Source organism: Ruegeria sp. BA2 (genome assembly GCF_056539605.1).
Genome location: NZ_JBQFVE010000001.1, coordinates 188,705 through 209,275, shown reverse-complemented (window position 1 = coordinate 209,275; position 20,571 = coordinate 188,705). Strand labels below are relative to the sequence as shown.

The following is a 20,571-nucleotide window of genomic DNA, read 5'->3' as shown; positions in this document are numbered from 1 at the left end:
AGATTTCGACGCAAAGGCCCCGGAAAACCGGGGCCTTTTTTGTTGCGCAGCGTTACGAAAATGAAACCTTGCAGAGCCAATCACAATCTATGAGCGTGTTCTTTCTTCCCGAGACATTCTAGCCAACCTATGGTCGCCATATCTTGCGGTTGGAATTGGTTCTCATGCGTTTACCACTTTTGCTACTCTTGTTGTTGTTCACTCAGGCTGCGTCTGCTCAAAGCTTGCTGGAACGCGCTTTTGAGAAGCAACAAGAAGAAAACGCTGCGGGGTCTCTTGCGATATTGGGATTGGCAGGAATCCCAGATGATTCAGCCAGTACGATTGCGTTGCAATCAAATACAGCCAATCGAGATTACGACTTCAAGTCTGCACAGCTGGGAGGGGGTTTTCGCCTTGCCGAAGGTGTGCCGATCTACCTTGAGGGATATATCGGCTACGCCCGCTACGACCCGGTTTTAACCTTCAGCGGCACGGGCGAGACGACACGCATCCCTTTGAAATGGACGAGCCTCGCCCTTACCGGCGGCGTAGGATATCAGTTCGACATCGGAGAATTCTGGAAGCTCACCCCGATGGCCCACATTTCAGTTGGTCGGACACAATCCGACGCGTCAGTCGGGGCTCAGGCAATCGCAAACCGATTGGGCCTAGACCGGGATTTCCTGGACAGCGGAGGGATTTGGGCCGGGGGTGCGGGTGGCTCCATGACAGTTTCTTACGAAAAACCATTGTCGAATGATCGCGAATTCGAAGCGAGCCTGCGTTACACTCACATCGAATATTGGCCGATTGGCGACAACGAAGACCTGTTGGTTGAATCCACCGCCGCAAATGCCGTTCTGTGGTCGCGATATCGCTTTCCGACCGGAAAGCGTATGTTTGGGCGCCCGGTCCGCTGGGTGGGAGACTTGTCTTTATCCTATCTGATTGGCGATCAGGCATTGGTGCTTGGAACCGACTGGCTGGCCCGTGTCGGCGGCGGGATCGAGGTTGATTTGTCCGATACCTGGGTGCCCTGGGTGTCAACCACCCGGTTCATGGTCCGCTATTATGGCAGCGATACGGTGAATGGGTTTTCGGCCGGGATTGGCATCAGTTTCTGAGCGATCACTTTAGAACAAAGCCAGCTGATCTCCGGGCTGGGGCGGTGGCGCAAAGTCTGCACAATTCAGAGGCGGTAGCTTGACCGACAACCCAAGCCGTTTCACAGCCGCATTGAAGCGTTGAGAGACCATCTCGGCATAGGTTCCTTCGCCGCGCATCCGGTGGCCCCAGCGTGGGTCATATTCTTTGCCACCATGCATTTCGCGCAGCCGCGCCATCACCTTCTCGGCCCTGCCTGGCTGATGCTCGGCCAACCATTCGCGCCACAGCTCGGACACTTCACGCGGCAGTCGCAGCATGATCCAACTGGCAGAGTCTGCCCCTGCCTGCTTGCCAGCCTCCAGAAGGTTTTCAAGCTCGTGATCCGTCAAGCCCGGTATGATCGGAGACGTCATGACCCGAACAGGAACCCCTGCCCCGCAAAGGTTTCGAATCATGCGAAGCCGTCTTTGTGGTGACGGCGCCCGAGGCTCCATTTTCCGGGAAAGATCTGGGTCCAAGGTCGTCAACGAAATGCCGACCCGTACCAAACCATTCCGTGCCATCGGCGCCAGAATGTCGAGATCACGCTCGATCAATGTTCCTTTGGTCACAATGCCGAGCGGATGTTGGAAATCACTCAGAACCTTCAGGCAGTCTCTTGTGATTTCTCGGTTTTTCTCGACCGGCTGATAGGGATCGGTATTCGTGCCCAATGCAATCGTCGCTACTTTGTAGGATCGCGCAGAAAGCTCGCGGCGCAGTGTTTCGGCCGCGTTGGCGCGCGCAACAAGACGGGTTTCGAAATCCAATCCTGGCGACAGTCCAAGATACGCGTGGGTTGGTCGCGCAAAGCAATAGACACAGCCATGCTCACAGCCCCGGTATGGATTGATCGACCGATCAAAGGGCAAATCCGGAGACTTGTTGTAGGTTATGAGACTGCGCGCGCCCTCATCCCGGACCTCTGTCCGCAAAGGCGGCAGTTCGTCATGCAAGTCCCAGCCATCCTCGGCAGCCTCAGTCGCAAACCGCTCAAAACGCCCAGCGGCGTTTGAGGCGGCACCACGCCCGGGATGTTTGACAGCGGCGCTCATTTGTTCACCTTATGTTCCTTCAACTTTGAATAATCAGAATCCTTCCAGATGGCAAGAAATGCAGTGTTTTCCATCCAGATATTTACGGACCGAAGGGGCGCAGAAATCGAAGAACAAAAAATTGAATTTACCGTGGCTGATGAAACGAATGCAGGATAATCTTGCAAAATTTAATGTCGCTTAGGGTAATTAATCGGCCTATAGGTCGGTCTCAGAACGACCTAGGTCGCAATCGTCACAGTAGACCTGCGACGAAATGGCCAAAACGGAAAAAATGCCACCAAGGGCCGATGGCCCGTACAGCTCAGGGAAATGCCCATGTCTGATGAAGAAGACATCGTCCTGTCCGAACTGAATGACGACGAACTTGTCGAACAGATGTTCGATGATCTTTATGACGGCCTGAAAGAAGAAATCGAAGAAGGTGTTAACATCCTGCTCGAGCGCGGATGGCAGCCCTATGATATCCTGACCAAAGCGCTGGTGGGTGGCATGACCATCGTCGGCCACGATTTCCGCGATGGTATCCTGTTTGTTCCCGAGGTGCTGCTGGCGGCCAACGCGATGAAAGGCGGTATGGCGATTTTGAAGCCTCTGCTGGCTGAAACCGGCGCACCGCGTGTTGGCAAGATGGTGATCGGCACCGTCAAAGGCGATATCCACGACATCGGCAAGAACCTTGTTGCGATGATGATGGAAGGCGCCGGGTTTGAGGTTGTCGATATCGGTATCAACAACCCGGTCGAAAACTATCTGGAAGCGCTGGAAAACGAAAAGCCCGACATTCTGGGCATGTCCGCCCTTCTGACCACGACCATGCCTTACATGAAGGTTGTGATCGACACGCTGGTCGAACAGGGCCTGCGTGATGAATACACCGTTCTGGTTGGTGGCGCTCCGCTGAACGAAGAGTTCGGCAAGGCGATCGGTGCTGACGGCTATTGCCGTGACGCAGCCGTGGCCGTGGAGATGGCCAAGGACTTTATGTCGCGCAAGCACAACCAACTGGCCGGCTAACGCACGAAACCATATCGTGAAACAGGCCGTCCTTGTTGGGGCGGCCTTTTTTGTCTGAACCTTGGCCCCAGATATAGCCAGCTCGCAGTCAGAGAGATCAGATGACCGATAATCAGATACCAGATGACGACAGCCTGACCCGCCAAGGGTACTCAACAGCGCGCCAGACCGAGTCCATTCTGCTGATCGCTTGCGGTGCGCTGGCGCGTGAGATTTTAGATCTGAAGGAACGGAACGGTTGGGATCATATGGCGCTGACCTGCCTGCCCGCCATCTTGCATGTGCATCCGGAAAAGATCACTCAGGCCGTTGAGGATGCCGTTGCAAAGCACAAAGACGCTTACGATCAGATCTATATCGTCTATGCGGATTGCGGAACTGGCGGGCTGTTACAGGCCGCGTGCGAACGGCTGGGGGTCGAAATGATCAAAGGCCCGCATTGTTATTCGTTCTTCGAAGGGAATTTGGCCTTTGCCGCGCATGGTGATGATGAGGTTACCGCGTTTTACCTGACCGATTTCTTGGCGCGGCAGTTCGATGCTTTTGTCTGGAAACCACTGGGCCTGGATCGGCACCCTGAACTGCGCGACATGTATTTCGGGAACTACACCAAACTTGTCTATCAAGCCCAAACCGACAATCCCGAACTGACCCGTCGAGCGCAGGACTGTGCCGAACGGATGGGGCTGGCGTTCGAGCGTCGATTGACCGGCTATGGCGATCTGGAAACAACGCTTTCGGATTGGGCAGCGCGCCCGCCTTCGTGAATGTCAGGCGTTGGCCAGGGCCACCTCACGGATACGCTCGATCATAGCCCGTAGTCCGTTTGAACGTTGAGCGGACAAATGCTCTTGCAACCCAAGTCGGGCCAATTCGCCGCCTGCGTCCACCTTCGGGACTTCAGCAACCGGCAGGCCGTTATAGAGACTGCGCAACACTGCAATCAACCCCCGCACGATCAAGGCATCACTGTCACCATCAAAGTGGAACTGGCCATTTTCGACCGACGGATGCAGCCAGACCTGACTTGCACAACCATTGACCTTGGTCGCAGGAACTTTGAACGCATCTTCCAGCGGTTCCATCGCCTTCCCTTGTTCGATGACATGGCGATAGCGATCTTCCCAGTCCTCCAGGAATTCGAAATCTTCGACAATCTCTTCAAAGGCAGGCGTGGCCATGGTTGGGTCGTCCTTGCGTTACGCGTTCACAATTGTGAACTATGCCCAGCGTAACCGGCTGTCCAGTCCCCAGCGTGGCTTTTCAAGATGCCAAAATTACGTTAACCCGATGCAAGTTAAGTTGCGCAAAGTGTTGGGTCCATGCACAAAACTCTGTCTTTTCTGATGATATCTACCCTGTTTCTCTCCGCATGTGGCAACTGGAGCAACTCTCGGGCCAATCCATCGAATTGGTTTGGCAGCAGCACGCCCAGCCCGGTAGGCGTACCTGCAGATGACGCCAACGCGCTTGTTCCACAGCAGGGCGACGGCAGGGGCTTGTTTGCGCGTCCAGAGGCCGAGGATAACAGCGTCCCAATCGCCGTCATCAATGAACTGCGGATCGATCCCACTGCTTCCGGCGCGATCGTATACGCCACCGGCACGGCCATCCGACAGGGCGCATTCAATGCGCAGCTTGCGCGCGTAAGGTCTGAAGAACTTACAAAAAACGGTATTATGGAATTTACCTTCCGCGTGGATTACCCAAGCTATGCAACCGCACAGGGGCCTGAGCGGTCTCGAATGGTGTCAGAGGCCATTAATGTCAGCAGACAGGAACTAGAAGGTATTCGACTGGTCCGGGTTAAAGGCCAGCAGAACGCGTTGGAATCCCGCCGCCGTTAGAGCGCGACAACCTGAACAGCTTGACCATTTGCAGCCAACGCAATCCTGCCTTCGCACAGCTTCAAAGCGTCCTCACCAAACACCTCGAACCGCCAGCCTGACATGGCAGCCACATCGCGTTCCCCGGCCGCAATCTGATCCAGCTCGGCGCTTGATGCGATCAGTTTCGCAGCAACGCCCGCGCTTTCGGTTTTCGACTTCAGAAGAACCCGCAGCAAATCCGCAAGCGCGGGATTGACCTTCAGCTTATCTCGGCTGTTGTCGACCTTGGGCAACTGATCCTGAGGGCAGTTTACGCCACGTTTCACCGAAGCCAGAATGCCATCCGCAATTGCCCCTTTTCGGGCCTCACGCAGCAATAGCCGTGACCCACCCAAGTCCGATGGCGATTTTGGTTTGGTCGACGCCATCTCGATCAGCGCATCGTCCTTGAATACCCGGCTACGCGGTACATTGTTCTCTTGCGCATAAGCTTCGCGAAATTGAGCCAGCTCTTTGACAACTGCCAGAAACTTGGCCGAATTCGTCCGGGTCTTAACACGGCGCCATGCTTCTTCCGGGCGTATGTCATAGGTCTCGGGGCGGGTAAGGATACGAAGCTCTTCTGCCACCCAGTGATCCCGACTGGTCTTTTTCAGCTCTGCAGCTAGGTGTTCATAGATCTTTCGCAGATGAGTAACATCGGCCAAAGCATAGGTTTTTTGCGCATCCGTCAACGGACGTCGTGACCAGTCGGTGAAGCGAGAGGTTTTATCGACCCCTTCCTTGCAGATCTTGCGCACCAGGGTCTCGTATCCGACCTGCTCACCAAAGCCACAGACCATCGCGGCGACCTGAGTGTCGAACAGCGGCGTTGGAAACACGCCTGCGTCTACCCAGAAAATCTCAAGATCCTGTCGCGCCGCATGGAAAACCTTGACCACGCTTTCATCCCGAAACAGCTGATACAAAGGTTCTAATGATAGACCTTCCGCCAGTGGATCGACCAGCACGGCGCTGTCCTCATCCGCATTTGGCACTGCAAGCTGCACAAGACAGAGTTTAGAATAATAGGTTCGTTCGCGCAGAAATTCAGTGTCTACAGTGACATAAGGATATTGCGCAGCAGCCGTGCAGAATGCGGCCAGCTCTTGCGTCGTTGTCAGGGTTTTCATGCGCGGTGCTGTTCTTGCTTTTGGTTATTGTAACTGCCCGTGCCGTCCTCGTCCCGAGCGATATGCGACCATAAGACGAATAACGATTGCGTGTAAATCACCCCAAGAAATCAGGGCAACAGAACTGGGTCTTTCTTGCCCATACAGAACCGGCGCAGCACCGCAGGGTAGAGCTTGTGTTCCCACGTCAACACGCGGGCGGCGAGGTCATCGGGCGTGTCCCCCGCCAGCACATCCACCCGTGCCTGTCCCAGAATTGGCCCATCATCCAACGCCGCCGTGACCTCGTGAACAGTACAACCATGCTGGGCATCGCCCGCTTCGATCGCGCGGGCATGTGTGTTCAACCCTTTGTATTTGGGCAAAAGCGACGGATGGATATTCAGCACCCGGCCTTGGAAGCGGGATACGAACTCTCCGGTCAGAACGCGCATGAAACCGGCCAGACACACCACATCCGGCTGGGCTTCGATCAACGGCTTTATCAGTTCAGCCTCAAACGCGGCGCGATCTTGGCCAAATGGCCTATGGTCTACGGCAGCAGTGGGAATACCGCGGTCCGCGGCTTTCTTTAGCCCCCCGGCATCGGCGTCATTCGCTAGAACCAGACAGGGACGCCCGGGATGATCCCCGGTCATGCTGTCGACCAGTGACACCATGTTTGACCCCCCGCCAGAAATCAGAATCGCGATGCGTTTGTAGCTCACAGCAATTTGCCTGAATAGGCCACACCCGGCGCGGCAGAAACATATCCGATTCGCGCAACAGATTCGCCAGTCTCTGTCAGCAATGCAGTCAGATCATCGGCCTGATCTGCGGCGCAAACAACAATCATGCCGATCCCGCAATTGAATGTCTTGAGCATCTCGGCCTGCGAAATACCCCCGATGTCTGCCATCCAATTGAATACGGGCGGTAGGTCCCAAGCGCTAAGATCAATCTCAGCGCCAAGATCCTCGGGCAGTACGCGCGGCAGGTTTTCGGTTAAACCGCCACCGGTGATATGAGCAAGCGCATGAACGCCCCCTGCCCGGATCGCTTGCAGCGCAGACTTTACGTAAAGCCGCGTGGGCGTTAGCAGTGCCTCACCCAAAGTGCCGTCGCCAAAGGGGCACTTTGCGTCCCAGCCCAGTCCAGACATTTCAACCAGCTTGCGCACCAGCGAGTAGCCGTTGGAATGCACACCGTTCGAGGCCAGCCCAAGCAGCACATCACCCTCTTGCACATCCTCAGGCAAGGCCGAGCCGCGCTCCATCGCGCCGACCGCGAAACCGGCCAGATCAAAATCCCCGTCCGGATACATACCCGGCATCTCGGCGGTCTCGCCGCCAATCAGCGCACACCCGGATTGAGCACAGCCTTCGGCAATTCCTTCGATAATCCGCGCGGCAGTGTCGGTGTCCAGCTTGCCGGTCGCGAAGTAGTCAAGGAAAAACAATGGCTCAGCGCCCTGACAGATCAGATCGTTGACGCACATCGCCACGAGATCAATGCCCACGCCATCGACAACGCCGGTATCAATTGCGATACGCAGCTTGGTGCCCACACCATCGGTTGCCCCCACCAGAATCGGGTCCTGATAGCCAGCCGCTTTCAGGTCAAAAAGGGCACCAAAGCCCCCTAGCCCGCTCATTACACCTGAACGATTGGTGCGCTTGGCGGCAGGCTTGATCCGATCAACCAAAGCGTTGCCTGCATCGATATCCACACCTGCGTCGGCATAGGTGATTCCGTTCTTGCCCGCTGTCATGGCCAATCCCTCATGAGTGCTTTGCGCGCGGGTTATTCGATTGTGAGCCATGTTGCAACGGTCAGGCTTGACGCGGGCTGCCATCGTGATAGGCAAAGCCCTCAGGCGGGCCTGTAGCTCAATTGGTTAGAGCAGAGCGCTCATAACGCTTTGGTTGGGGGTTCGAGTCCCTCCGGGCCTACCAAATCACCGCCCAATGACGATATCCGCGCATAGTCCGCCCAGTCTTTCGCTGCTGCCCAGCCGCAGAATCCCCCCGTGCACGCGGGCGATATCGGCGACGATCGCAAGGCCCAATCCCACGCCGCTGCCCTGATTCTGGTTCCGTGCCGGATCAAGGCGCGTGAAGGGTTTAACAGCTTCGGTACGGTGTTCGACCGGAATACCGGGGCCGTCATCCTCAACCCGAATGCGCAGCGATTTTGGCGTCATCGACAAGCTCACCTCAGCGCGAGACCCATAGCGGATCGCATTGCCGATCAAGTTCTCAACAGCCCGCCGCATGGCAGACGGTCGCAGCATGGCTGTCCCCTGCCCCTCGACCGAAATCAGCTCAACTCGCTGGCCAGCGCGCTGTGCATCGTCAACAATCTGGCTGAGCCAGTTTTCGGGCTCGACCTCTTCGGGCGCGCTTTCCGCTGCGCCACGTGAAAAGTCTAAAAATGCGTCCAGCAGCGATTGCATCTCATCCACGTCCTGCAGCAACGGCGCGGCCTCGTCTTCAGGCAGCATAGACAATCCCAGCTTGAGGCGCGTCAGAGGTGTACGCAGGTCGTGGCTCACCCCCGATAGCATGAGTGTGCGTTGCTCAATCTGCCGCTCGATTCGGGCGCGCATGTCGACAAAGGCATTCCCCGCTGCGCGCACTTCAATCGCACCTCCGGGCGAATACGGCACCACACGTCCGCGCCCAAAGGCCTGTGCCGCGTCCGCCAGACGCGTAATCGGCCGCAGCTGGTTTCGCATGTATAGAAACGAGATCGTCGTCATCAACGCGGCGAAGAACACCATTGTCACGATTAGCTGATGCGGAGCCGTAGGCGAAAGACGACGGCGGTCGAACCCCAGCTCCAGCATTCCCAGATTCGTCGCCAGGAACAGATGCACATCCTGCCCGTTTGGCAGCGCCACGTACTGCGTCTCTGGCAGTAGTGTTCGCATTTCTGTATCCACCTGAGGTGCAATGAAATCGTACCAACGCCGAGAACTGCTCTGCGGTTCTTCATTTGGCGGTAAAAACCGTGCGGTCATGTTTAAAACAGACAAGTCTCGTCGCGCGGCAGCCAATGCCTGCTGTTGAGTTTCAGACCCTTGCATCACATCCAGCACCAAATTCACCTCGCGCGCCGCGGTGCGGGTCATCTGGGCAGTCACTTCCTCAAGGTGTTTTTGCAGAAAGGCAATCGCGACAACCAAAAGCACAACGATCACCGGCAGCACCAGAATAAGTGCGGCACGCGCATACAAACTGCGCGGCATATAGGGTTTGAGCCATTGGGTCGACATGCGCTAAACCTAGCGGGCTGCCTGGGTAAGAGGAAGAGGTCAGAATGCAAGCCCCCGACGAATTCAACCCACGCCCCGGACAGGTAGACCAGCTTGCTCCGGGCCTCAGGCGCGTGCTTGCCCCCAATCCTTCGCCAATGACCTATCGGGGCACAAACACTTACCTTTTAGGCGAATCAGACATCGCAGTCATCGACCCGGGACCTTTGAGTGACGCACATCTGCAGGCCATCCTTGATGCGTTGGAACCCGACCAGCGGATCAGTCATATCTTCGTTACGCACACACACTTGGATCACTCACCTTTGGCCTCCCCGCTCGCAGCCCAGACGGGTGCACCGATTCTGGCGTTTGGAGGGCCACAAGCCGGGCGCAGCGATGTTATGACTCAATTGGCCCAGGATGGGCTTGCCGGTGGAGGTGAAGGCATAGACGCAGAATTCCGCCCGGATATCGAACTTGAGGATGGCGAGTGTGTCGCGGCAGAAGGCTGGCAGCTAGAGGTCATTCACACGCCCGGCCATCTTGGCAATCATATTGCGCTGGCTTGGGGAGATATCTGCTTTACCGCCGATCATGTCATGGGTTGGGCCAGTTCTCTGGTCTCGCCCCCAGATGGCGACCTGACGGATTTCATGGCCGCCTGTCGTCGCCTTCGTGCGCGCGACTGGACAACATTCCACCCTGGCCACGGTGCATCGATCACCAAACCCGCCGAGCGTCTGGATTGGCTTATTAGTCACCGATTGCAGCGAGAAAGGCAGATTCTAGCAGCATTAGAGAGAGGCCCCCAAACCGCACAACAACTTGCCCAGGAAATTTATGTAGAAACTCCAGTCTCGTTACTTTCCGCCGCAGAACGGAACGTATTTGCCCATCTGATTGATCTGACCGGAAGAGCGAAAGTTGTGCCTGAAGATAAACTGTCAGCAGAGGCGCGTTTCAGACGCGTCGTCTAAACAGAAAAAATTTTACACGCTCATGCGCTTCCCCTCTGGACGGCGAAAATTGCTGTTGTTATACGCCCCTCAGTTCCGGCGTAGCTCAGCGGTAGAGCAGTTGACTGTTAATCAATTGGTCGTAGGTTCGATCCCTACCGCCGGAGCCAAATCCCTTAGATGATATGACTAGACAGCGCACTTGCTGCGCTATCATTAAATGATGCTAGTCCCACGCAAGCTTGCATGATCCCTTCATAAGTCCCAGGATGGCGATCCAATCCAATTTCCAATGTAGCGTCCAACGTCGATACAAAATCGACCATAGATTGCCTTGCCTCGATCGGAAATTGACATTTAGGACTAAGGGTCAAAGATGATTATTGCTGGCAGGTGCTCAGTCAGCAGGCGCGCAGGAACAAGTCAGCAGATGAATCGTGAGTATGAAATTGGTATGCTGTGGGTCAAAGGCCCGCTCAGCTACGTTGAAGTCCTTTGTGCTTAGTCATTCTTGGACGCGGGGCATCATGTAAAGCTTTATCACTACTGTGATATACAGAACGTGCCAGAAGGCGTTGAACTAATCAGTGGTGAAACTGTCCTAAGCAGCAACCGCTTCGTTACACACTGACGGACCGGCAGTTTTGCTTTGTATTCAGACGTTTCCCGATACCACCTGATTCAGCAAAACGATCGGATGATCTGGGCCGACCTTGACGCATATTGCGTGAAAACCTTCAAATCGGACACGGGTCATTTCTACGCGTGGGAGTCCGAAAGTCATATCGCGGGCGGGGTCCTGGGCTTGCCTTCGGATAGCGATGCGCTTGGTCAACTTATTGAAATGACTGAGGACGAATACGGAATACCTGAATGGTTTACGCCGAAGGTGAGGAAACACTTCGAAGAACTGAGGGACGCCGGAACCCCGGCACATGCTGGCGACCTAACTTGGGGTGTTTGGGGTCCACACGCGATCTCGCACTATCTTAAGAAAACAGGTGAAGCCAAATATGCGCTTCCAACAAATAGCCTGTATCCAATAAGTTTCAAAAATCGACGTTTCTTGATGCGTGGCAAGATGGTTCGCAAAGTTCGTAGGTCAATCACGAATGACACCTACTCCGTTCATTTCTATGGGCGAAGGGTCCGACAATTTCTGGCGTTCATTGGCGGTGTTCCAGAACCCGGCAGCTATATGGAGCATCTGCTGGAAAAACATAATATCGACACGGCCGCTGCACCCATATTTACGCGACAGGAACGAGAAGCCGAAAAAGCGGCTCAGCAGGCAAACGCGTCTGAGGCGTAAGTCGTCCTTTGGCGTTTCAAATTTAGGCGTCCAACCCGGCAACTGAATGGATCGTTTTTCAGGGTATAAATTCGCGCGGTCTGTTGATTTTTGGACCTGTGCGAGAATTGTTTGGTAAATGAGTCTTATCCTCTGGACGTCGTAAATTGAGGTTGCTATACGGCGCGGACCGTTCCGGCGTAGCTCAGCGGTAGAGCAGTTGACTGTTAATCAATTGGTCGTAGGTTCGATCCCTACCGCCGGAGCCATTCTTCCTTGACTGGCATTCACCCCATCAACACATCGCCGAAATCCGCGCGTAGATTGCGTTTCAGGACCTTACCCGTCGCGTTCAACGGCAATGCGTCGACAAACACAACTTTGTCCGGAACCTGCCATTGGGCGATTTTACCGTCAAAGAAGGACAACAGGTCCTGTTCGGTTGGCTCTTCGCCTTCGGCCTTGACCGCAACCAATAGCGGCCGCTCATCCCATTTCGGATGCGGTACACCGACGACGGCGGCAGTAGCCAGCTGAGGATGCGCGACGGCAATATTCTCCAACTCGACCGAACTGATCCATTCACCACCCGATTTGATGATGTCCTTTGACCGATCTCGGATCGTCATGTAGCCATCCGGGTCCAGCGTTGCCACGTCACCTGTTGCGAACCAGCCATCCTGCAGCAAGCTCTCGTCTTGCATGTGGAAATAGCTGTCCAACACCCAATGACCGCGCACCATCAGATCGCCCTGTGTTTCACCGTCATGTGGCAGATCGTTGCCGTCATCATCGACAATCTTCAACTCGACACCAAAGGGCGGACGGCCTTGATTTTCACGCAGCTTGTGTTGGGCCTCAAGAGGCATCTCAAGATGTTTGGCCATCGGGTAATTCGTGGTTCCCAAGGGACTCATCTCGCTCATGCCCCAGGCATGGACGGTGTCGACCCCATAGGTTTCACGGAAGGTTTCGATCATCGAGGGCGGGCATGCCGCGCCACCGATCACGGTGCGGTTGAGGCTTTCCAGCTTGGTTCCGCATGTCGCCGCATGGGCCAGCAATCCTTGCCAGATCGTCGGCACGCCCATCGCCAATGTCACACCATATGTATCAATCAGATTAACCAGCGCCTCGCCATGCAGACCCGGCCCCGGCATCACCATGCGCGACCCGGACATGGCGCTAGCATAGGGTGAGCCCCAGGCATTGACGTGGAACATCGGCACCACCGGCATAACGACATCCATCGCGGAATAGCCGATCACATCACGCGTGTTAGACGCAAAGCTGTGCAGCAATGTAGACCGGTGAGAGTAGAGAACGCCCTTAGGGTTGCCCGTGGTCCCTGACGTATAACAAAGGCTGGATGCAGTGTTCTCGTCAAAGATGGGCCACGCATAGTCCTCACCACCGGTTTCAATCAGCTCATCATAGAAGACTAATCCCGGCACCTGAGACACCGCAGCCTCATCCCGCGCGCCCATCAGTACATAATGCTGCACTTCGGTCAGATGCTCTTGCAGCGCGGCAACCAATGGCAAAAAGGTCGCATCAAAGAACAGAACCCGGTCCTGCGCGTGATTGATGATATAGGTTAGCTGTTCGGGAAACAGACGCGGGTTGACCGTGTGACAAACAAAGCCTGCACCTGATACCGCATAGTAAATTTCAAGATGCCGACGGTTGTTCCAAGCCAGCGTGCCCACACGATCCTGCGGCTGCAGCCCAAGCTTCACCAGCGCAGAAGCCAATCGTCGTGCGTTTTGCGCGATCCCGGCCCAATTGGTCTCAGTCACGGATCCATCGGTCTCGACCGAGATAATCTCGGTCTCGCCGTGATTGCGTTCAGCGTGATCAATCAGTGACGAAATCAGCAACGGCTGCGTCATCATCTGTCCCAGCATGGACATTCCTCCCATCGTCAGCGCTTGGCCGCGCTGTTCCACCTTGGCAATGACCCTGCCAAGATTTCAATTGTCTGACAATAAGAGAGTGCGACGGGGTGCCGCGTCAACCGCGATGGCGCAGGGCGTATCCCACCAAAGAAGCGGTCGAGCCGTCCTTGCCCTCGGCACTGCTCTCGCCATCGACGATGGGACCCAAAGATGTCGCCAGTTCCTTGCCAAGCTCAACGCCCCATTGATCGAAAGAATTAATGCCAATCAGGACCCCTTCGACGAACACCCGATGCTCATACAGCGCGATGATCTGGCCCAGAACAAAGGGTGTCAGCTGCGGATACATCAATGTGGTCGAGGGACGGTTGCCTGAAAAGACGCGGTGCCGCGCCTGACGTTCCAACTCGTCTCCGGTCAGTCCCTTCTCGGCCATGCGCCCTCGGGCTTCATCCAATGACCGGCCCTTCATCAGGGCCTCTGACTGTGCCAGACAGTTGGCCAGAAGCAGCCGGTGATGATGTGCCAGCTCTGGTTCATGCCCTTCGGCGGCCACCATGAATTCGCAAGGGATCACATCCGTTCCTTGATGGATCAACTGATAAAATGCGTGCTGTCCATTGGTGCCTGGCTCTCCCCAGACGACAGGTCCTGAGGGCAACGCAAGAGTACTGCCATCCATCGCGACGGACTTGCCGTTAGATTCCATCTCAAGCTGTTGGAAATAGGCCGGAAGCCGCAACAAGCGCTGATCATAGGGCAATACTGCGCGGCTGGCATGGCCCATAACTTGTCGGTGCCAGATGCCCACAAGAGCCAACATAACAGGCATGTTTTCAACCCATTCCGCCGCGCGGAAATGCAGATCCATCGCCTGCCCGCCGCGCAAAAACGCATCAAACGCGTTCGAGCCGACGGCGATCATCACTGGCAGGCCGACCGGACCCCAAACCGAATAGCGCCCGCCAACCCAATCGGCGAAACCAAATACGCGCGCCTCGGGGATACCAAAGGCAGCAGTCTTGCCTACCGCGCTTGAGACGGCCGCAAACTGCTGTGTGGGGTCACCACCGCCATCAACCATCCACGCCCGCGCCGTGCGCGCATTGGTCATGGTTTCGATCGTGGTAAAGGTTTTCGAGGCCACGATGACCAGAGTCCGGGTTGGATCAAGCGTGCGCAGCGTGTCGGCGATATGCGCGCCATCCACATTCGACACATAGTGAAGCTTTGGCCCATCGTGATACGGTGCAAGCGCATGCGTCGCCATGACCGGCCCAAGGTCCGAGCCGCCGATGCCGATATTCACCACGTCGGTAAAGGTACCACCTGCCCCCTTGATCGCACCGCCACGCACTTCCTCGGCAAAGACGCGCATGCGCTGCAAAGTCTCCAGCACATCCGGCATTACATCCTGACCATCAACTTCGACAGGACCTCCGCCAAGGTTGCGCAATGCGGTATGCAGGACCGCGCGCCCTTCGGTTTCGTTGATCTTTTCCCCGTCAAACATCGCTGCCCGACGCTCAGCCAAATTAGCCTGATCGCAGAGCTGGATCAGGGCATCCCGAACATCGTCATCGATCTGCGTCTTCGAGTAGTCAAACAGCAGATCGCCGGTTGATGCGGAAAAGCCCTTTGCTCGATCTGCATCAGCGTCGAACAGGTCCAGTATCCGACGGCTATCCGCTGCTGCTGCAAGTGATTTCAGTTGATCCAATTTCATCATGATCACTCCGCCCAATGAACCATCATGCCGCTCAACACAGCTGCAATCGGTGCCTCTTCGGGCGGCAGTGACATGGCGCGGTCCAGGGCATCACGTTTGGCTCTACCAAAAATGACAAGATGCTTGGACAATGCGCCCTCCAGCACCGGTGCCGTCAGAGTGATACGCGCTTCGGGCTGCACATCCGTGCGCGCCACCGCCAGCGTCGGTGCATGACTGTCTAGCGCTGCGGTCAGGCCATCCATCCCTGGGAACAGAGATGCCGTGTGCATATCTTCCCCCATGCCCAGTACAAGCACCGACAAAGGCAGCACCGGGTTAATCATGCTCTCAATCTCAGGCAGAACCGCCTCGGGCTCATGGCCAGCGGCAAACAGAGGAATGTATTGCGCGACAGAGGCGCGGTTTGTCAGCAACCGTTCACGGATCAAGCGCTCGTTCGAGCGTTCGTGATCCCCCGGCACGCACCGTTCGTCGGTCGGCACAATGCGCACCCGCTCCCACTCCAAATCTGCAGCACATAGGCCATCGAAAATTGGCCCCGGCGTAGTGCCACCGGGAACAGCCAGCGAGACTGTGTCATGATGCAGCAACGCGGCCTCAAGGTCTCCGGCCAAAGCGTTCGCGACATCAATGGCCAGCATATCTCGGTCGGCGTAGTCTTTGATATTCATGGGTTTATTCCTTGCCAGCGGCGGTGGTCTCGTTTCATCAACAACTCGGCATCACCCGGTCCGGTGCTGCCATTTTCATAAGGCTTGGGAACATCGCCGCGCGCCTGCCAGCCTGCGATGATTGGATCGGTCCAGGCCCAAGCGGCCTCAACCTCATCGCCGCGCATGAACAGCGTCTGGTTGCCGCGGATAACATCCATCACCAGCCGCTCATAGGCGTCGGGCGGGTCCTGATTCTCGGGGCCTAAAGCCTCGGCAAAGCTCATATCCAGCGGCACGTCGACTAGTCGCATTCCACCCTGCCCCGGCTCTTTTATGGTCACCTTCAGGGTAATGCCCTCATTCGGCTGCAGACGGATGGACAGCGCGTTTGCATGTCGTCCGGCCTCTTCCCCGAAAATCGAATGCGGCGCGTCCTTGAACATCACATTGATGACTGAAGATCGCGCCACCAGTTCTTTACCTGTGCGCAAATAGAACGGAGTCCCCGCCCAACGCCAGTTACTGACATGCGCGCGTAAGGCGATGTAACTTTCGGTTGTCGAACGCGGATTTCCGACCACGTCACGATATCCCCGGCCACTAGGACCGCCTGCAAACTGGCCACGAACGATATGGTGCGGCTCAACTTGATCCAACGCACGGATCACTTTCAGCTTTTCATCGCGCACTGCGTCAGGGTCGAATTTTGCGGGCGGCTCCATCGCGATCAGGCACAAAAGCTGCATCAGGTGGTTCTGCACCATATCGCGCATGGCACCTGCACGCTCATAATAGTCTTCTCGCCCATCGATGCCGACCGTCTCGGCCACAGTGATCTGTATGTGATCGACATATTGGCTGTTCCAGAGGGGCTCGAACAACATATTCCCGAACCGCACTGCCATCAGGTTCTGAACCGTTTCTTTGCCCAGATAATGATCGATGCGATATATTTGACCCTCGTCGAAATGTGTGGCCAGCGTTGAATTTAGCGCCTGAGCGCTTTCAAGATCGTGCCCGAAGGGTTTTTCGACGACGATACGGGTCTGGGGCGTCTCCAAATTGTGGGCTCTGATCTGCTCGGCCAGCGGCCCAAACAGTCGCGGCCCAACCGAGAAGTAGAAGGCCCGGATACGATCCGCGCTCAGCATTTCCGCCAGTTGGGTCCAGCCCTCATCTGACACCGCATCCAACCGAACATATTCGACACGCTGCAAAAAGCGGTCAACCGCCTCAGAATCCGTTGCCCGCCTGGGTGCATGTTGACGCAACGAATCAGATACAAGGTCGCGGAACGCCTGGGTTCTTAGATCTCCGCGCGCTGCGCCGATGATCCGCGTAGCCTCGGGCCATTGACCGGCGCAGTAACGGCGAAACAAGGCCGGAACGATCTTACGCTGCGCCAGATCGCCGGTTCCGCCGAAAATGACCAGATCAAATGGGTCTACGGGTATGACGCGAGAAACCATGGCTTTTCCTTACCTTGCCACTTGAGGCATGTCCAATGTTAGCGCAATCAATTGGCAATTTTCTTCCAACATCAAAACTCTGTCAGCTAAGAGCAAACGCACTTAACTAAACAGTCGCAAACGATTAAATCGATTGGCAAAGGCACAAAACCGGATACGGGAATGAAAGACAACGCCCCTCAGGCCGCGAATATCGGAAAGTTTCAAGACAGTTTGGTGACAGCGGACGGGCAAACGCGCGCGTCGGTCTCGCTGAGCAATCCAGAGACCTTGTGGTTCAACACCGGCACTCTGTGCAATATCGAATGCGTGAACTGCTATATCGAAAGCAGCCCGACCAATGATGCGTTGGTCTACATAACCGCAAACGAAGTCCGCGATTATCTGGATCAGATTGAACAGCGCCAATGGCCTATTCGTGAGATCGGCTTTACCGGCGGTGAGCCATTCATGAACCCCGAAATGATCGAGATGACCCAAGCCTCACTTGAACGCGGGTACGACGTTTTAATCCTGACCAACGCAATGCTGCCGATGATGCGCCGTAAAATGCGTGAGGGCTTAATGGAATTACAGCGCGACTTCGCAGACAAACTGACCCTGCGGATTTCTGTCGATCATTTCCGCCCGGAATTGCATGACGAAGAACGCGGCAAAGGCAGTTTTGCAAAGACTCTGACGGGAATGGAATGGCTGCGGGATAACGGCTTCAAGATGGCCATCGCCGGGCGCAGTGTCTGGGGCGAAAGCGACGCCGAAAGCCGCGCAGGATATGCTACGTTTTTTGCCGAGCACGGCTTTGACATTGATGCACAAAATCCAGCGCAGACCGTGCTGTTCCCCGAGATGGACGAAACCGTAGAAGTTCCTGAAATTACAACCGCGTGCTGGGGTATTCTGAACAAGTCGCCCGATGCAGTTATGTGCGCTAGCTCGCGTATGGTGGTCAAACGCAAAGGGGCAAAACGGCCGGCTGTGTTGGCATGTACCCTACTGCCCTATTCGCCGGAATTTGAACTGGGTGAAACGCTCGCCGAAGCTGAGGCTGACGTGCATCTGAACCATCCGCACTGCGCCAAATTCTGTGTATTAGGTGGTGCAAGCTGTTCGGCCTGATCATTTTGCCTAAGTGACCAAATTCACTGCGCATGTTCGCTGAAATCCCGTATATGAATATACGTCGTGTTCAAAAAACGGGCCGTTCTAATGAAATGGTTGTTTGGTATTTGCTTCTTGGTCCTCGCTGCCCCGCTCTGGGCACAAGACAGGCTGGCGCTTGTCATAGGAAATGACGACTACGACTCGGTCATCGATTTGCAAAAAGCGGTCGCCGATGCGGAAGCTGTGTCCCAAAAGCTTCAGGGCTTGGGGTTTGAAACCTTTCAGGGCGTAAACCTTGACCGGCGCGGAATGAACCAGCGCATTTCTGAATTCACTGCCCAATTGGAAGCAGGCGATACCGCCTTTGTCTTTTTTGCCGGCCATGGCGTGGAAATAGACGGCGAGAACTATCTGTTGCCGACCGATATCGAGACCCCGAAGGCCGGTCAGTCTGATTTCATCAAATCTGAGTCTATCGCCCTGTCTGACCTGTTGGATCGGGTCCGCGCGACCGGAGCACGGACCTCAATCGCCATCATTGACGCGTGCCGCGACAACCCGTTCAAATCAACCAACGGGCGCAGCATTGGTGGAACACGCGGTCTTGGCCGGATCAATGCACCACAGGGTATGTTCGTCATATTCTCTGCCGGGGCCGGTCAGATGGCGCTGGATCGGCTAAGCGATGATGACGCCGCGCAGAACTCGGTCTTTACCCGTGCACTGCTACCCCGTCTGTCCGAACCGGGGTTGGAACTACGCAGCATGGTTGCGGCGCTTCGAACCGAAGTGCGGGATCTGTCGCGAACCGTCCAACATGACCAGATACCGGCCTATTACGATGAATTGTTGGGGGAGTTCTACTTCACCCCTGCGGTGCTGGACTCGCAACAAACAAACTCCGCTTCGGCGGAGAACGCCGATATTCGCGCTGATCTGAATTTGGCACGTTCTGTTGGAACAATCGAAGCATTCGATACGTTTCTCGATAAATACTCCGACCAGTCAGATGTTTACAGCTACAAGGTCGCCCTGCAGATACGTGACAGTCTTGCACTCGCCAACACTTCGCCAACCGACACAGATCAAAGCCTCCCGAGCCGCGAAACCCCAGTCATCGCAAATGATACATTGGTTGTAACAGACGACATTCAGGTGATGCGATCAACGCAGGCCGCTCTCAACGCGCTGGGATGCAGCGCAGGTGGTGCGGATGGCATCGCCGGGCCTAGAACCAAGCGTGCTTTCACAAACTACCTTGCGGCCAGTGCCTCACAATTGGGGCCGGATGATCTGGGGACCAGACATGCACTGGAAGAGCTGGAAGGCAAAAGTGGCACAATCTGCAAGGCCATCGCCCCTGCCTCGACGCAATCTGCTGCAAATGGCCAGTCTCTTGTGGGGAATTGGCGGTACAAAGCGACCTGTGCACTGGTGGTCAAAGTGACCGGCTCGGTCAACTACGTTAAATCGGGCGCGAACAAATTTTCGGGTCGTTTATCAGACTCACTGGGCCAAAATGCAAATACCGAGGTATATCTGAATGATCAGCAACTGACCGGAACCGACTATTTCCCCGGTATTACGGTCAAATGGCGTGGACGTCTGGCCGAAGATGGCAACAGCTTTACCAGTACCGGTTCGACCGGATGCTCGGTTTACGCTTGGCGCGTTGGTTAATTTCGCGCCTTAGTTCACCCGAAACTCACCGACCATGTTCCGCCACTCTCCGGGTGCGATCATCTTGCGGTGCGTAAACCGGACCGAGTGCAACGGCCCTTCAATTTCTTTCTGCCAGAATTCAACGAACTCAAACAGCTTGGGATGATCCGGAGCGAGGTCGTAATCCTGCCAGATGAACGTATTCAGAACGTGAATATAGTCGGGCATATGGTAGAAGAATTCCGCCGTGGTCAGCCCGTACCCCTTAAGCATGAGTTCCGTTTCACTTTGCGCCATGCAGACCTCCAAACTTGTTGCAAGGTCCCCTCAGGGTAACACGGAACTCTCCTAATACTTAGATAACAATATG

Annotated in this window: 19 protein-coding genes and 3 tRNA genes; 11 read left to right on the top strand and 11 right to left on the bottom strand. The window is 55.7% G+C overall.

The window, feature by feature from the left end; all coding sequences use genetic code 11:
- Nucleotides 1-164 precede the first annotated feature (164 nt).
- Complete coding sequence (locus ACR0NN_RS01040; RefSeq protein WP_170718850.1) at nucleotides 165-1,106, top strand: autotransporter outer membrane beta-barrel domain-containing protein; 942 nt, start codon at nucleotides 165-167, stop codon at nucleotides 1,104-1,106.
- Nucleotides 1,107-1,115: 9 nt separating this feature from the next.
- On the opposite strand, the gene ACR0NN_RS01035 is transcribed toward ACR0NN_RS01040, so the two are convergent.
- Nucleotides 1,116-2,183, bottom strand: a complete 1,068-nt coding sequence (locus ACR0NN_RS01035) for a PA0069 family radical SAM protein (protein WP_170718846.1) — start codon at nucleotides 2,181-2,183, stop codon at nucleotides 1,116-1,118.
- 318 nt (nucleotides 2,184-2,501) lie between these two features.
- Between ACR0NN_RS01035 and ACR0NN_RS01030 the strand changes: the two genes are divergently transcribed.
- Together ACR0NN_RS01030 and ACR0NN_RS01025 are read left to right on the top strand one after the other, a co-directional pair.
- The gene (locus ACR0NN_RS01030; protein WP_170683710.1) at nucleotides 2,502-3,200 is read left to right on the top strand and encodes a cobalamin B12-binding domain-containing protein; all 699 of its coding nucleotides are present in this window, start codon (nucleotides 2,502-2,504) and stop codon (nucleotides 3,198-3,200) included.
- A 101-nt stretch (nucleotides 3,201-3,301) separates the two neighbouring features.
- Entirely contained in the window at nucleotides 3,302-3,967 is a 666-nt protein-coding gene (locus ACR0NN_RS01025) for a DUF1638 domain-containing protein (protein ID WP_170718844.1), read from the top strand.
- Between the two features lie 3 nt (nucleotides 3,968-3,970).
- On the opposite strand, the gene ACR0NN_RS01020 is transcribed toward ACR0NN_RS01025, so the two are convergent.
- Nucleotides 3,971-4,381: a SufE family protein gene (locus ACR0NN_RS01020; protein ID WP_170683708.1), complete on the bottom strand. Its 411-nt coding sequence runs from the start codon at nucleotides 4,379-4,381 to the stop codon at nucleotides 3,971-3,973.
- Nucleotides 4,382-4,522: 141 nt separating this feature from the next.
- On the opposite strand from ACR0NN_RS01020, the gene ACR0NN_RS01015 reads away from it, so the two are divergent.
- On the top strand, nucleotides 4,523-5,047 hold the full coding sequence (locus ACR0NN_RS01015) for a hypothetical protein (protein WP_170718842.1): 525 nt from the start codon (nucleotides 4,523-4,525) through the stop codon (nucleotides 5,045-5,047).
- Here ACR0NN_RS01015 and rnd read toward each other — a convergent pair.
- From rnd to purM, 3 genes are all read right to left on the bottom strand, one after another.
- The gene (rnd, locus tag ACR0NN_RS01010; protein ID WP_480683723.1) at nucleotides 5,044-6,201 is read right to left on the bottom strand and encodes a ribonuclease D; all 1,158 of its coding nucleotides are present in this window, start codon (nucleotides 6,199-6,201) and stop codon (nucleotides 5,044-5,046) included. The two genes, ACR0NN_RS01015 and rnd, sit on opposite strands and share 4 nt — an antisense overlap.
- Before the next feature lie 110 nt (nucleotides 6,202-6,311).
- Nucleotides 6,312-6,908, bottom strand: a complete 597-nt coding sequence (purN, locus tag ACR0NN_RS01005; RefSeq protein ID WP_170718838.1) for a phosphoribosylglycinamide formyltransferase — start codon at nucleotides 6,906-6,908, stop codon at nucleotides 6,312-6,314.
- The gene (gene purM / locus ACR0NN_RS01000; RefSeq protein ID WP_170720149.1) at nucleotides 6,905-7,951 is read right to left on the bottom strand and encodes a phosphoribosylformylglycinamidine cyclo-ligase; all 1,047 of its coding nucleotides are present in this window, start codon (nucleotides 7,949-7,951) and stop codon (nucleotides 6,905-6,907) included. The genes purN and purM overlap by 4 nt, the downstream gene beginning before the upstream one ends.
- 107 nt (nucleotides 7,952-8,058) lie before the next feature.
- Here purM and ACR0NN_RS00995 point away from each other — a divergent pair.
- Nucleotides 8,059-8,135: transfer RNA gene (locus ACR0NN_RS00995), tRNA-Ile, on the top strand.
- A gap of 2 nt (nucleotides 8,136-8,137) precedes the next feature.
- On the opposite strand, the gene ACR0NN_RS00990 is transcribed toward ACR0NN_RS00995, so the two are convergent.
- Nucleotides 8,138-9,457, bottom strand: coding sequence for an ATP-binding protein (locus tag ACR0NN_RS00990; RefSeq protein WP_170683703.1), 1,320 nt, complete (start codon nucleotides 9,455-9,457; stop codon nucleotides 8,138-8,140).
- 44 nt (nucleotides 9,458-9,501) lie between these two features.
- Between ACR0NN_RS00990 and ACR0NN_RS00985 the strand changes: the two genes are divergently transcribed.
- The 4 genes from ACR0NN_RS00985 (at nucleotide 9,502) to ACR0NN_RS00970 (ending at nucleotide 11,955) form a co-directional block, all read left to right on the top strand.
- Nucleotides 9,502-10,416 (top strand): MBL fold metallo-hydrolase, encoded by a 915-nt coding sequence (locus tag ACR0NN_RS00985; protein ID WP_170718836.1) that lies wholly within the window; start codon nucleotides 9,502-9,504, stop codon nucleotides 10,414-10,416.
- Nucleotides 10,417-10,490: 74 nt separating this feature from the next.
- A tRNA-Asn gene (locus ACR0NN_RS00980) sits at nucleotides 10,491-10,565 on the top strand.
- A 527-nt stretch (nucleotides 10,566-11,092) separates the two neighbouring features.
- On the top strand, nucleotides 11,093-11,707 hold the full coding sequence (locus tag ACR0NN_RS00975; protein WP_480683721.1) for a hypothetical protein: 615 nt from the start codon (nucleotides 11,093-11,095) through the stop codon (nucleotides 11,705-11,707).
- A 173-nt stretch (nucleotides 11,708-11,880) separates the two neighbouring features.
- Nucleotides 11,881-11,955 (top strand) — tRNA-Asn (locus ACR0NN_RS00970).
- An 18-nt stretch (nucleotides 11,956-11,973) separates the two neighbouring features.
- Here ACR0NN_RS00970 and ACR0NN_RS00965 read toward each other — a convergent pair.
- The 4 genes from ACR0NN_RS00965 to zwf form a co-directional block, all read right to left on the bottom strand.
- Nucleotides 11,974-13,593, bottom strand: coding sequence for a long-chain-fatty-acid--CoA ligase (locus ACR0NN_RS00965; RefSeq protein ID WP_170718835.1), 1,620 nt, complete (start codon nucleotides 13,591-13,593; stop codon nucleotides 11,974-11,976).
- Between the two features lie 106 nt (nucleotides 13,594-13,699).
- Nucleotides 13,700-15,310 (bottom strand): glucose-6-phosphate isomerase, encoded by a 1,611-nt coding sequence (gene pgi / locus ACR0NN_RS00960; RefSeq protein WP_170718833.1) that lies wholly within the window; start codon nucleotides 15,308-15,310, stop codon nucleotides 13,700-13,702.
- 5 nt (nucleotides 15,311-15,315) lie between these two features.
- The gene (gene pgl / locus ACR0NN_RS00955) at nucleotides 15,316-15,987 is read right to left on the bottom strand and encodes a 6-phosphogluconolactonase (protein ID WP_170718831.1); all 672 of its coding nucleotides are present in this window, start codon (nucleotides 15,985-15,987) and stop codon (nucleotides 15,316-15,318) included.
- Nucleotides 15,984-17,438: a glucose-6-phosphate dehydrogenase gene (gene zwf, locus ACR0NN_RS00950; RefSeq protein WP_170718829.1), complete on the bottom strand. Its 1,455-nt coding sequence runs from the start codon at nucleotides 17,436-17,438 to the stop codon at nucleotides 15,984-15,986. Before zwf ends, pgl begins: the two co-directional genes overlap by 4 nt.
- A gap of 162 nt (nucleotides 17,439-17,600) precedes the next feature.
- On the opposite strand from zwf, the gene ACR0NN_RS00945 reads away from it, so the two are divergent.
- Nucleotides 17,601-18,554: a radical SAM family protein gene (locus tag ACR0NN_RS00945; RefSeq protein ID WP_170718826.1), complete on the top strand. Its 954-nt coding sequence runs from the start codon at nucleotides 17,601-17,603 to the stop codon at nucleotides 18,552-18,554.
- 90 nt (nucleotides 18,555-18,644) lie between these two features.
- Nucleotides 18,645-20,219, top strand: a complete 1,575-nt coding sequence (locus tag ACR0NN_RS00940; protein WP_170718822.1) for a caspase family protein — start codon at nucleotides 18,645-18,647, stop codon at nucleotides 20,217-20,219.
- 9 nt (nucleotides 20,220-20,228) lie between these two features.
- Here ACR0NN_RS00940 and ACR0NN_RS00935 read toward each other — a convergent pair whose 3' ends face one another.
- On the bottom strand, nucleotides 20,229-20,498 hold the full coding sequence (locus tag ACR0NN_RS00935) for an usg protein (RefSeq protein WP_039535770.1): 270 nt from the start codon (nucleotides 20,496-20,498) through the stop codon (nucleotides 20,229-20,231).
- Between the last annotated feature and the right edge of the window lie 73 nt (nucleotides 20,499-20,571).

Coding starts and splice junctions, on each gene's coding strand:
- ACR0NN_RS00975 (WP_480683721.1), top strand. CDS start 11,093: ATGATCTGGGCCGACCTTGACGCATATTGCGTGAAAACCTTCAAATCG.
- ACR0NN_RS00935 (WP_039535770.1), bottom strand. CDS start 20,498: ATGGCGCAAAGTGAAACGGAACTCATGCTTAAGGGGTACGGGCTGACC.
- ACR0NN_RS00965 (WP_170718835.1), bottom strand. CDS start 13,593: ATGCTGGGACAGATGATGACGCAGCCGTTGCTGATTTCGTCACTGATT.
- ACR0NN_RS01030 (WP_170683710.1), top strand. CDS start 2,502: ATGTCTGATGAAGAAGACATCGTCCTGTCCGAACTGAATGACGACGAA.
- ACR0NN_RS00945 (WP_170718826.1), top strand. CDS start 17,601: ATGAAAGACAACGCCCCTCAGGCCGCGAATATCGGAAAGTTTCAAGAC.
- ACR0NN_RS00990 (WP_170683703.1), bottom strand. CDS start 9,457: ATGTCGACCCAATGGCTCAAACCCTATATGCCGCGCAGTTTGTATGCG.
- ACR0NN_RS01020 (WP_170683708.1), bottom strand. CDS start 4,381: ATGGCCACGCCTGCCTTTGAAGAGATTGTCGAAGATTTCGAATTCCTG.
- pgi (WP_170718833.1), bottom strand. CDS start 15,310: ATGAAATTGGATCAACTGAAATCACTTGCAGCAGCAGCGGATAGCCGT.
- ACR0NN_RS01025 (WP_170718844.1), top strand. CDS start 3,302: ATGACCGATAATCAGATACCAGATGACGACAGCCTGACCCGCCAAGGG.
- pgl (WP_170718831.1), bottom strand. CDS start 15,987: ATGAATATCAAAGACTACGCCGACCGAGATATGCTGGCCATTGATGTC.
- ACR0NN_RS01015 (WP_170718842.1), top strand. CDS start 4,523: ATGCACAAAACTCTGTCTTTTCTGATGATATCTACCCTGTTTCTCTCC.
- purM (WP_170720149.1), bottom strand. CDS start 7,951: ATGACAGCGGGCAAGAACGGAATCACCTATGCCGACGCAGGTGTGGAT.
- ACR0NN_RS01040 (WP_170718850.1), top strand. CDS start 165: ATGCGTTTACCACTTTTGCTACTCTTGTTGTTGTTCACTCAGGCTGCG.
- ACR0NN_RS00985 (WP_170718836.1), top strand. CDS start 9,502: ATGCAAGCCCCCGACGAATTCAACCCACGCCCCGGACAGGTAGACCAG.
- ACR0NN_RS01035 (WP_170718846.1), bottom strand. CDS start 2,183: ATGAGCGCCGCTGTCAAACATCCCGGGCGTGGTGCCGCCTCAAACGCC.
- rnd (WP_480683723.1), bottom strand. CDS start 6,201: ATGAAAACCCTGACAACGACGCAAGAGCTGGCCGCATTCTGCACGGCT.
- ACR0NN_RS00940 (WP_170718822.1), top strand. CDS start 18,645: ATGAAATGGTTGTTTGGTATTTGCTTCTTGGTCCTCGCTGCCCCGCTC.
- zwf (WP_170718829.1), bottom strand. CDS start 17,438: ATGGTTTCTCGCGTCATACCCGTAGACCCATTTGATCTGGTCATTTTC.